Here is an 11662-nt window from a genome sequence, read left to right on the forward strand (position 1 = left end):
TTTTATTGATCCGATCAATCATCTCAAATGAAGTGAATTGATCGGATCACTTTTGAGCTTTAAGATTGGACAACCTTAAAGCTTCAACCCAAAGCCGAAGATTTATTCTTCGGCTTTTTTATACAAGCTTATTTATAGTAGCCACATAAACGGCTTCCATAGCGCTTTTTACATTTAACTTTTTTATGATATTTCGTTTATGAAATTTAACGGTTTCTTCTGAGATAAATAATTTTTGAGACATTTCACAAGCTGAATTACCTTTAATCATCAGATGCAAAACATCTTTCTCTCTTTTTGAAAGATGTTTAATTATTGTTGGTTTAAATTGTTTCCGGAGAAAGTCATAATCAAATCTCTCATCTTTATCATTAAAGGTAATAAAGACATTACCTGATTTTTCGGCTACCGATAAAGAGACTAGGCAAAGTGCGAACCAAATATTACCCGTATCTGTTAATATGAGTGGAGTGAGTTTTTGATTTACCAGTATTTCACTTCCCGTATCTTTTCGTTTTAATCTAAAATCATATGAAATAGAGGCTTTATCTCTTCTGTTAACAGGTAGATTGTAAAAAAAATCAAAACCTTTTTGATTCATCTCTAAAAGCATGTCTAAGTCTTCATTAGGAACCACTTTCTCATAGAATTCGTAGCCCATCTTTAATACTTCTTCTTGCTCATATCCAGACAAAAATAAGGGATCATCAGATACGTACAAAAATTCTTGTTTATTATAGTCGATGATATAAAAACCGAGGTTAATCAATTTTGAAACCGCTCTAAGAGCAAGCATATATTGCTTAATCAGTTGGTAATTATCATCGCCTAAATAACCATCTTTTCTTATTGGATCAAAAAATTTCTCTATTGCTATCATATCCTTTCTTTTTTTGATTTAATAACCTTATAATTTATACTGTCAATAATTAAAACTACACTTTTGAGTAGTTGTATGCAAGACTGAGAACACCAATATTAGGCTATACTTAAAATTTATAATCGATATGGATATTCTCTTAAACGACTTTCAAGATTTTTCGCTGTGGTTAGTATCCCACGACCACTTAAACGAGGTAAGTAGTTTCATTTTACGAGTCAATCATCAAGTGCATTTGAATTCAAACATTATTAATTATTCCGATCTACTTAAAACCAGAAAATTAGATTTGGATAGTTATTCGAGTTCTTTCTTTTATGCCATCAAAAATCGAAAACATGAAATTGTAGGAACTATAAAAGCTCAAAAGTGGGATGGAAATAGTAGGCTTCCAATTGAGGATGACTTTGATGTAAAAGTTGTTGATGTGTTAAATGAGTTAAGTTATACGCCTCATGAAGTATGGCATATTGGGCGATTTGCTATTGATCAGCAAAGAATAAAAACTGACCCTTTTTTAAGAAAAAACAGAGTTGTAATTCTAAAATTATTGATGGTAAATGCATTGCAGCACATCTATGCTAACCTAACCAATATTCTAATTGCCGAATGTGATAAAAAACTGTTTGATAAATTGCGATTGATGGAAATTTACTCATCTCAAATTGGAGATTCTAAATTTTATTTAGGATCGGAAACAGTACCCATGTTTAATACTGCTATAGGAGTGAAAAAATTTGTGGAACAGCATATTGCTTTATGTTATTCTTATCAGCAGCAAGATTTATATACAGCCTAAATTATTAATCAACTAAAATCAAGCTAACAAGACAAAAGTATATCGTATTAGAATTGATGAATTTAGCTCTTTATGTTAGTTGTAATTATATTATGTATCAAAGAAATCGAATTTATATATCATCCGAAGAACAAGAGATAATTAAGAATACCAAAATCCTTATCGCAGGCGCTGGCTTAGGAAGTAATATTGCAGAATGTGTTTTGCGAATGGGATTTGAAAATTTAACCATTTGTGACATGGATAATGTCGAGAATTCTAATCTTAACCGTCAGAATTATACTTCCAGTGATATAGAAAAACCCAAAGTTGATAGTCTATATCATAGACTTAAATCAATTAACCCCGAAGCTGAAATCAACTATCACAATGTCTTTTTAACTGAGACTAATTGTTGTGAATATATTGAGAACATTGATATAGCTATAAATACAATTGATTTTACATCAGATGCTCCATTTGTTTTTGATGAAATATGTCGGGAAAATAATATACCAGTATTACATCCTTTTAATTTTGGTTGGGCAGGATGTGTTTTTATTATTAATAAGTGGAGTGAAAGTCTTCTCAATATTATTCAAGGTGACGATCAACCTGAAGTAAGTATTGTTGAGCATATTATTCAAAATAGTAAATCAGATGTTGATTTATTTTGGTTACGCGATGTGTTAAAATCTTATAAAGATGAAAATGCGAAAAATTCACCACCTCAATTAGCTCCTGCATCATGGATTACTGCTGGCATTTGTGCAAATCTGTTATTTAAGCTTGCCAATAACAAATCGATAAAGGTTTTCCCAAATTTTTATCTCTTAACAGCTAATTAGAAAACTACACTTTAGGGTAGTTGTTCGGTGCTACAATGAAAATTACTTTTAGATTATAACAAAAGTCACTCAAATAAATCGATAAGCCACTAAATAATTTTGTGTATGTAGTTGTAAATGAGATTGTCTTAATGATGAGTGAAATAGATTTAAGAATGGCGATGTTGTTTATGTGAAAGACTATTCCTCACGGAATAGTCTTTCATTTGTTATGTTTTGTCCGAGTATAACAGGACAGTTATCTGCTAAATAAATGAGAATTATTTTTAATTATTCCACATATGATTAAGCTAAATGAGAAAATTGAAGATTTTCTAGATGGTGCCAAACTACTCCTTAATAAAAGTATTATGGATAGTACTATAAAGAGTTCTGTAGCATTATTGGGTTATGATGAGGTTAAGCTTACTGAGGCTAAATCTTTATTATTAATATTGGAAGAATTATACGATAGTTCGAAAAAAGAGAGTACTAATCAGTATCAAGACGAATATTGGATTAAACGTGAAGCTGTAAATAAAGATTATTTGGATTTGATCACCATTTCTAAAATAGCCTTTAAAAATGATCTTTATGCTTTTCAAACTTTAGGCCTTAATAATATCCGTAAAAAAAGTTTTAGTGGTTGGTTCTCTCAAGCTCTTGAGTTTTGTAGTACCTTAATTTCAAATCTTAATTATATAACAAGCCTTGAAGTTTTTAAGCAGAGTATTGTTGAGGTACAAGTAATAAAGGAGAAAATTTTAGAAACCAAGAACTTTTATAAAGTCTACCAAGGAGAAATAGAGGCTGAGTGGCGAACTCTTCAAATGCAAGATGAAATATTTGACCTACTGGCAGAATGGGTTTGTGATTACCAAAAGATTTTAAGAATAGCATTAAAAGATAAACCACACTTATTGGAGACAGTTGGTTTAGCTAAGAATTCGTTTCAAGAATGTTTATAAATTTTGGTATCTAATATATTTTGCCTAATTAATTAAGTTTAAGATATTATTTCACAACTTTACTGCTTATCAACTTTTCAATTAAGTTATGCCATATTTAAATTCAATCAGTATTCTGTCTTGTGGATGGTTAGGAGAATCTTTAGCAGTAAACATGCTAGAAAAAGGGTTTAATGTAAAGGGAGCTACAACTAGCTTAGATAAGAAAGAACGTTTAGCTGAGAAGGGAATTGACGCATTTCAATTAAGATTTGAAGACTTGAATGATGAGATGAAAAAGTTTCTGAATTCCGAAATTCTGATTTTAAACCTGACCATAAAAGATATTGAACTCTACAAGCAATTTTTACCCCTATTAGAGCAATCACCTATAAAGAAGTTGATTTTGATTAGCTCAACAGGTGTTTATAAAAACTCAGTAAAACCAGTTGATGAAAATTCAGAATTGAGTGAATCGGTTTGGGTTTCTATTGAGAATTTGATGAAAGACAATTTGAATTACCAGACGACTATTCTAAGATTCTCGGGTCTCTTTGGAGGGAACAGAAAGCCAGGTAATTTTTTATCGGGAAAAACAGTGAAAAATGCTGATGCACCGGTCAATCTTATTCATCGTGATGATTGCATGCAAATTATCAATGAAATTATTAAACAAGATGTGTGGGAGGAATGTTTCAATTGCACCGCTGATACCCACCCTTCAAAAAAAGAGTTTTATACAAAAGCTTCTGATATAATTGCGGTTGAACATCCCATTTTCGATGAAGAAGAGGGAAGTCTATCTTCTTTTAAACTTATCACGAATGAGAAGCTCAAAAGAAGATTGAATTATGAATTTATTCATCCTGATCTGATGAAAGCCTTATGATTTACTTGCCTTTATTTTTGATAAAATCTCTTTGAGCTTCGGATTTTTTTTGAAGCTATTAATATATCTCTGTTTACCTCTTTGTTCTTGTGTCCATTGTTCCTCAGTTAGAATATCTTTACTAGTGAAGTAGGCATTTGTTGTACTGTCTTGTTGAAGTAGAGTTTCGAAATTGGTTTTGTGTTTCTGAATAAATTTGGTGTAGTCAACAACATGAATATTGCCCCAGCTGGCTTGTTGCCAAACATAGAGTTCAGCAATGTTATAGGCGATTTTGGATTTCTTGCTGTCGAAATTTAGATCGCTATACATCAGTTCAATTATTTGATTGTTGTGTGTCATCAAATGTTTGTTGAAGTTATATAAAGCATGTGCATCTTCAATATACACTACCGGCATTAGGTTACCGATTTTAGAGTCGCAGATGCGATTCCAGCTGGCATCGCTAAAGCTGACGTTTTGAAAACCATTAAACACAGGAATATAGTCGTTGAATTTGTATCCTGATTCGAGTATATCTTCAATGTCTTGCATTTTTATTAGTCTTTTTTCGACTTGATGGTTGAAGTTGATAAGGTTTTTGTAGTTTTGAAATATCTCTTGATTAAGCCTTTCTTTAGCCAGTTTTGTTTCTATTTCTTCTTTATGATTTTCACGCCATTCGGTGATGAGAAATGCAAGGTAGACACTTAAAAGGACGGTAAGGAATTCGAAGAAATAGGGCCATAAGCTTTTATTCTCCTTTAATTTAGAGATTAAGTTAAACATGGTAGTAAAGGATGTTTTTAGAATGAAATTAACATTTGATTAATTCCAAAGTTAAGAAGTTAGTAAAGAGATTATATTGATCAAAATCAGGTTTACTGAATTATTCCTACGATTTTTGAGCGATTATCCCTATCCAGGGACTCTCAATTTCGTAAGGTTTTCCACAAAGATCACTCCAAAAATCCTTGAGATTAAATTGATGTTGTTTCATCATTTCTTTGGCACGTTTAAGAGAGAAATAATGTTTCCAGATATGGTAGCTCTGCATCTGTCCATCATTCATAATCATCGTGTATTTTTCAAGGCGCACCTTATCTTTTTTATATTTGAAATGCTCATGTAGGAGCAGGTGTTCTTCCTCTTTCCAAAAGCCTTCTTCCTGACTTAAATACCAGGTTTGTTTCTCATGTCCATCTTTGAAGTATTGCTTGGTAAACAAATCGAATATTAAGTAACCACCAGGTTTAAGAGCCTTACGTACTTTTGTGAGAAGCAGATCTCTTTCCTGATGAGATAATACACATAAATCACCATAAATAAGCGTAATTACATCAAATTCATTATTGTAGTCTATCTCCAAATAATTTTGGCAAATGTATTCGATATCGTATTGTGAAGCTTTGGCTTCTTCCTTAGCATAGTCGATTGAGCTTTGTGAAAAATCAATTCCAGTGACCTTAAATCCTTGACCATGGAAATGTTCACTATACAAACCTGGCCCACAACCTAGGTCGAGTAAGCGAGAGCCTTGTGGCATATTCATATATTCCGAAAGCCATAATACTGATTTGATTACTGTTTCGTATTTTCTTGAACCTTCATCACTTTCATCATCTAAATGAGCGTACAAAATGTGCTCTGAGATGTATGGATCCTGCCAAAAGTTAACTTTATCCTTTGTGAAAAGTTTAGGTTTTTTGATAATGCTTTCCAACTGGGAAAAGTCAAGTTTCCCATTATTTATTAGGTTCATATATAGCTTGTGTAAATTTAAAAAGTTGATTCTAAACGATTTGGTTTAGTTTGATTTTCTGTACACCTTCAATTTCTCCAATCTCTTCAGATAGAGTATTAATCTTCACTTTTTCACTAATCTGAATAACAAAATAGAGGCTGGTACGCTTTTCATCGAATGATTGCTCTATATCGATAGTTCTAACATTGGCCTTGTGTTTCTTCAAAAGCTCTAGAATAGGATCGGTTTTTAAATTAAAACCAGCTGATGAGTAGACACTTAAGTGCTTGATGAATTTAGATGGAAATATCCACTTTTCGAATAAATCGAGAAATATAAGTGCAAACAATAAAATACCAGTAGCTATTGCCGTAGCCCAATACATACCGGCACCAATGGCCAATCCGATAGCGGCAATTACCCAAATAGAAGCAGCAGTGGTTAATCCTTTAACATTAAAACCAAATTTCATGATGGCGCCTGCACCCAAAAAACCAATACCTGATACTACTTGCGCTGCCAATCGACCAGGGTCTGCAGGTTTATATTGGCTAAATGTTTGAGGAATATAAATTGAAAGAAGCATAATTAAAGTTGCACCCATACTAATAAGAATATGTGTACGCAATCCTGCTGGTTGTTTGTGATATTCTCTTTCTATACCGACAATAGCGCTCACAACGACACTCAGAAGCATTCTAAAAGCCACTGTTCCCGTAGTAATACTCTTCTCATTTATGATTTCTTCAATTAATGTCATTTTTGAATATTTGGTGCGCAAAGATAGGGATTAAGATTTAAGGATAAAGGTTAAAGAATCAAGTGAAAAGAATAACATACAATTTTCAATTACTCAAATGAGAAATGCTATTCATTGTCACTTTTCATCACATAGACTTGCCCCGTTTCGTATCGAAGAACAAGCACTTCAGTTCCTTTGTTTATAAATCCATCTTCTGATTTTGCATCATAAATTTCATCATTAATAATTACTTTGCCCGAAGGACGAAGATCTGTTCCACAAAAACCTTTTTGGCCCACAAGTCTTTTGGGGCTCATGTCTACACCAATAAATCCTTCTTCAATTTTGCCTTCAGTCTGAAGTGCTAATCTGCCAAGAAAACCACTTCCTGCAAAAAGTCTTTTACTAAGGTTGATAGAGATGATAATAGAAGCCAGCATGGAAAACGTGACCATAAGAATGGCTCCTAATAGGGCTTTTATATGACGGGGTTCAAAATTAAAGTTCACATTATCAATCAAACTTAAGCTAAGACCCGAGATGATGAAAACAATACCTGAAATACCAGCAACTCCAAATCCTGGAATAACAAATATTTCGACACCGAGCAGGGCAACACCTATAATGAAAAGAATAATTTCCCAATTGGCAGCCAAACCTTCAAGGTACAGGGGAGAAAAGTACAGAAATGCTCCAATAATTGCTGCAAGTAAAGGAAATCCAATTCCCGGAGATTGCAATTCGAAATAAATACCACCCACTATTAGCATGATAAACAGGCCCTGCAGCATAGGATTCAACATGAAATCGACAACTTTTTCGATACCAGAAGGTTCGTACTTCTTAATGATATATTCTTTGATATGTAATTGTTTTAAAACTTCTTCTACAGAGTTGGCAATGCCTTCACAGTACCCATTCTTAATGGCTTCATTAGGCGTAAAAGTTAATACTTTTCCCGTATCGATTACATTTTCAATATAGGTTCTGGGATCCACCATAGCTTCTGCAATAAGCGGGTCACGTTTCCACTTAATGATTGTATCACCATTCTGTATCAGGGTATCTTTGCCATGAGATTCTGCGGTGGCACGCATCGTAGATCGCATATAGGATTGGTACTTATCTGGCATAGCTTCTCCAGTCTGATTGACAACTGTAGCGGCTCCAATATTAGCACCTGTTCGCATGTATATACCATCGCAAGCAATAGAGATTAAGGCACCAGCTGATGCTGCATTATTATCAATATAGACATAAACAGGTATCTCGGAGTTCAATATTGCTGTTCGGATGGAATCTGCATGAACCACCATACCGCCATATGTATTCATATGAATGAGGAATATATCAGCATTCCATTCCTTTGCCTCTGAAAAAGCATCTTTGGTTTGTCTCCAAATTGGAGGACCAATATCTCGCTTGATATCAAACTTATAAACCTTTGTTTTTGATATATCAAGACTATCACTTGTTTCTTGTGAAAATGAAACAAATGGAAAAATGAACAAGAGGAATAAATAAAGTATGTTAGTCTTCATATCTTAAAAGAGTTGAGTTCTGATGATATAATACTTATTAAAGATAATCATGAATTCAAATTAAAAAAATGATAGCCATGAATTCACGAATTAAATTGATGAATTCGGGGTTCTTTTTTATTTATTTCTTTGAATTTGTGTTTTTACGTTTAAAAGCTTTTGTATTTTCGAAGCTGATTAAAATTCGACCTAAATAGAAACGACAAAAAACAAACATGGAAAATTTGAGAAGAACCCTTAGAGATAACGCCTGGATACGTTGGGGAATGCTAATAATGGTAGGCTTTGTTTTAGCTGCTAACTATTATTTCTACGATGCATTATCACCATTAAAATCAAAGTTAACCGAAGAGTTTGGTTTTACATCAACTGATTTTGGTCTTTTTGTTTCTGTTTATTCTATTCCCAATGTATTTCTTTTAATGGCCGTATTAGGAGGGGTTATTTTAGATAAATTAGGAATTCGTCGTACAGGTTTCATGTTTGTATCTTTCATGACCTTTGGTGCATTGCTCACGGCTTACGGGGCAAGTGATATGTATACTAGTGGTGGTTGGGGATATTCATTCATGTCTTCGTTTATGCCATCCTATTCACCTGAATTGAAGATGATGCTTTTGGGCCGATTTTTATTTGGATTAGGTGCTGAAACTAGTATTGTTGTCATTTCTAAAATCATTGTAAAATGGTTTAAAGGAAAAGAATTGGCTCTTGCCTTTGGGGTTAAATTAGGTTTGGCACGTACGGGATCATTTCTAGCATTTAATCTTTCGCCAATATTAATCGAATCACCTTCAGGATGGACCACAGCGATTTGGTTTGCTGCCTTCTTTGTGACTTCATCACTTCTGGTATTCATGATTTATATGATGCTTGATCTAAAGCTTGACAGACAGAGTAAGCAGGATGGTGTGGTTGCTAAAAGTGATCCATTCAGATTATCTGACTTGAAAGAACTTATCATGAATCCTTCTTTCATGTATGTGACTTTATTGTGTTTGACTTTCTATTCCGCAGTTTTTCCATTTCTCTCATTCTCAGCAGATTTCTTTTTGAATAAATTTGATTTAAGTGTGAAAGAATCAGGTTTTATATCATCCATGTTGCCCGTTGGGACTATGATTTTCACACCATTATTCGGTTTTGTTGTTGATAAATATGGGCGTGCTGCTAGTTTGATGATCTATGGTTCATTGATCCTAGTTCTGGTACATACCTGTTTCGCATTTACTACGATTAATCCTTATGTTTTGATGGTGATTTTGGGAATTGCATTCTCATTGGTTCCAGCATCAATGTGGCCTTCTGTTGCTAAAATTGTCGATGAGAAACGTATTGGTTCTGCATATGGATTTATGTTTTCGATACAGAATATTGGGCTCTGGATTTTCCCTATACTAGCAGGTTTAGTTTTAGACAAGACGAATGGTGAAGGAACAGAGAGTTTGGATTATACCTTTACCATGATCATGTTTGCAGCTCTAGGTATATTAGGTCTCGTCTTCGCAATTTTGTTAAAACGAGAAGATAAGGTTTCTGGTTACGGTCTTGAATTACCATCGAACGCAAAATAGAAGTGAATATGCAAGAAGTTAAGAGTATTCAAAAGCTAGAGTGGAAAGTTTTGAAATTTAATGAGTTTACTTTAGATGAACTATACGATTTAATGCAATTGCGTTCACAGGTTTTTGTTGTAGAGCAAGATTGTGTTTATCTCGATCAGGATGGTAAGGATAAGAAAGCTTTACATGTACTAGGTTTTAAAGGCAAGAAAATTTGCGCTTATGCTCGTCTATTCAATAAGGGGGATTATTTTGATGCCTGTAGTATTGGCCGTGTAATTGTTGCAGAAGATGAACGTCGATATGCTTATGGACATACTCTGATGGATGAGAGCATTAAAGCCATAAAGGAATACTATGGAGAGGATATAATTAAAATATCAGCCCAGAAGTATTTGAAGAAGTTTTATGAAAGCCATGGCTTTGTCCAAAATGGAGACGAATATCTCGAAGACGAAATTCCTCATGTCGGAATGATAAAAGAGAATTAGATTCGTAGAGTCTTAAAAACTTAACCGCTAAGATCACAAAGTAAATCGCTAAGAGTGTAGAGTTTATTTATAATTCTTCTACTCTTTGCGTCCTTAGCGTTTAGCTTGGCGGCTTTGCGTTAAAATTTGATTATCCTTAATCCAGAATAGCTTATTAGTCAGTTTCTCAATTCGAAAAAAATCATAACTTTACAGAGTTGATAAAAGTCTGTAAGAATGATGACTAATACCGTAATACAAAAACCTTCCTACAAAGGTCTTTATGAATGTTGGATTTGCTGATCCCACAAGCATTCTTTTACCTTACTTTTTAAAGTAAGAATCGGCCGTATCCTACCTGGTCGAAGAATTGAGTTCACACTTTATTAATTGAATTAAGAATACCAAGGCAGTTCCTTAATGGGCATGTTGCAACTTGTTGGTTATTCGTATTCGAAAGTTTGAAAATAATGCAAGCCATTGTATTTGATATTAAGCGTTATGCGGTGCACGACGGCCCTGGTATTCGCACATCCGTATTTTTTAAGGGCTGTCCATTGCGCTGTGTTTGGTGCCATAATCCTGAATCCTATAAGGCAGGAATTGAGTCCATATGTCGAAATAACCGTCTGGGTGATGTGGAAGTTGCCGGTCAAGCAGAAATTGGTAAAGCCTATACGATAAACCAACTGATTTCAGAAATTGAAAATGATCAGCTTTTTTTTGATGAATCTGGTGGCGGCGTAACCTTTAGCGGAGGTGAACCTCTGATGCAAATTGATTTTCTTGAAGCGATACTAAAAGCTTGCAAGCAAAGAGAGATTCATACGGCTTTGGATACCACGGCTTACGCACCGAAGGATAAGATTGATCGCATTGTTAATTATGTGGACTTGTTTCTTTTTGACCTGAAGCACATGCTTGATGCCGATCACCTGAAAAGTACAGGCGTCTCTAATAAATTGATACTTGATAATCTGAGGTACTTATCGGAAAAAGGCAAACAAATAATCATTCGTTTTCCAATGATTCCAGGCTTCAACGATTCTAAGGAAAACATCAATTTAATGCTGGATTTTCTGAATGAATTACCCAGGAAACCTGAATTTCATATTCTACCTTATCATCGAACCGGACAGGATAAATTCCGACGCTTTGGTATTGAGAGTACGATGCCTGATATTCCATCTTTATTAGAAGAGGATACAGAATGGGTTCAGTCTATTTTCAAAGAATCGGGATATAAAGTAAGTGTAGGCGGCTAAACAATTGATAATTATTAATTACCAATTATTAATTCAAA

12 protein-coding genes and 1 pseudogene are annotated in these 11662 nt (G+C 33.9%); 7 read left to right on the plus strand and 6 right to left on the minus strand.

Going from position 1 to position 11662, the window contains the following annotated elements:
- Window positions 1–118 precede the first annotated feature (118 nt).
- Window positions 119–880 carry a response regulator transcription factor gene (locus DWB61_RS02770; RefSeq protein ID WP_125029369.1) on the minus strand — a complete coding sequence of 254 codons (762 nt, stop codon included), beginning with the start codon at window positions 878–880 and terminating at the stop codon, window positions 119–121.
- A 127-nt stretch (window positions 881–1007) separates the two neighbouring features.
- Between DWB61_RS02770 and DWB61_RS02775 the strand changes: the two genes are divergently transcribed.
- From DWB61_RS02775 to DWB61_RS02790, 4 genes are all read left to right on the plus strand, one after another.
- Entirely contained in the window at window positions 1008–1679 is a 672-nt protein-coding gene (locus tag DWB61_RS02775) for a hypothetical protein (RefSeq protein ID WP_125029370.1), read from the plus strand.
- A 56-nt stretch (window positions 1680–1735) separates the two neighbouring features.
- Window positions 1736–2506, plus strand: a complete 771-nt coding sequence (locus tag DWB61_RS02780; RefSeq protein WP_197091152.1) for a ThiF family adenylyltransferase — start codon at window positions 1736–1738, stop codon at window positions 2504–2506.
- Window positions 2507–2787: 281 nt separating this feature from the next.
- Window positions 2788–3453, plus strand: coding sequence for a PQLLE family protein (locus tag DWB61_RS02785; RefSeq protein ID WP_125029371.1), 666 nt, complete (start codon window positions 2788–2790; stop codon window positions 3451–3453).
- Window positions 3454–3541: 88 nt separating this feature from the next.
- The gene (locus tag DWB61_RS02790; RefSeq protein ID WP_125029372.1) at window positions 3542–4321 is read left to right on the plus strand and encodes a Rossmann-fold NAD(P)-binding domain-containing protein; all 780 of its coding nucleotides are present in this window, start codon (window positions 3542–3544) and stop codon (window positions 4319–4321) included.
- Here DWB61_RS02790 and DWB61_RS02795 read toward each other — a convergent pair.
- From DWB61_RS02795 to DWB61_RS18010, 5 genes and pseudogenes are all read right to left on the minus strand, one after another.
- Window positions 4316–5089 carry a hypothetical protein gene (locus tag DWB61_RS02795; RefSeq protein ID WP_125029373.1) on the minus strand — a complete coding sequence of 258 codons (774 nt, stop codon included), beginning with the start codon at window positions 5087–5089 and terminating at the stop codon, window positions 4316–4318. The genes DWB61_RS02790 and DWB61_RS02795 overlap by 6 nt on opposite strands.
- A 106-nt stretch (window positions 5090–5195) precedes the next feature.
- Window positions 5196–6062 (minus strand): class I SAM-dependent methyltransferase, encoded by an 867-nt coding sequence (locus tag DWB61_RS02800; protein WP_125029374.1) that lies wholly within the window; start codon window positions 6060–6062, stop codon window positions 5196–5198.
- 31 nt (window positions 6063–6093) lie between these two features.
- Window positions 6094–6804 carry an MgtC/SapB family protein gene (locus DWB61_RS02805; protein WP_125029375.1) on the minus strand — a complete coding sequence of 237 codons (711 nt, stop codon included), beginning with the start codon at window positions 6802–6804 and terminating at the stop codon, window positions 6094–6096.
- A 107-nt stretch (window positions 6805–6911) separates the two neighbouring features.
- The gene (locus tag DWB61_RS02810; RefSeq protein WP_449371678.1) at window positions 6912–7589 is read right to left on the minus strand and encodes an NfeD family protein; all 678 of its coding nucleotides are present in this window, start codon (window positions 7587–7589) and stop codon (window positions 6912–6914) included.
- A gap of 51 nt (window positions 7590–7640) precedes the next feature.
- Window positions 7641–8327 (minus strand): annotated as a pseudogene (locus DWB61_RS18010) (NfeD family protein); the annotation flags it as partial.
- Between the two features lie 215 nt (window positions 8328–8542).
- Here DWB61_RS18010 and DWB61_RS02815 point away from each other — a divergent pair.
- From DWB61_RS02815 to DWB61_RS02825, 3 genes are all read left to right on the plus strand, one after another.
- On the plus strand, window positions 8543–9901 hold the full coding sequence (locus DWB61_RS02815; protein ID WP_125029377.1) for an MFS transporter: 1359 nt from the start codon (window positions 8543–8545) through the stop codon (window positions 9899–9901).
- 8 nt (window positions 9902–9909) lie between these two features.
- A complete protein-coding gene (locus DWB61_RS02820) occupies window positions 9910–10380 on the plus strand; it encodes a GNAT family N-acetyltransferase (protein WP_125029378.1) in 471 nt (156 codons plus the stop codon).
- Window positions 10381–10829: 449 nt separating this feature from the next.
- Window positions 10830–11624, plus strand: coding sequence for a glycyl-radical enzyme activating protein (locus DWB61_RS02825; RefSeq protein WP_191984762.1), 795 nt, complete (start codon window positions 10830–10832; stop codon window positions 11622–11624).
- The last annotated feature ends 38 nt before the right edge of the window (window positions 11625–11662 follow it).

The sequence above is a fragment of the Ancylomarina euxina genome (assembly GCF_003863355.1).
GTDB classification, from domain to species: Bacteria; Bacteroidota; Bacteroidia; order Bacteroidales; family Marinifilaceae; genus Ancylomarina; species Ancylomarina euxinus.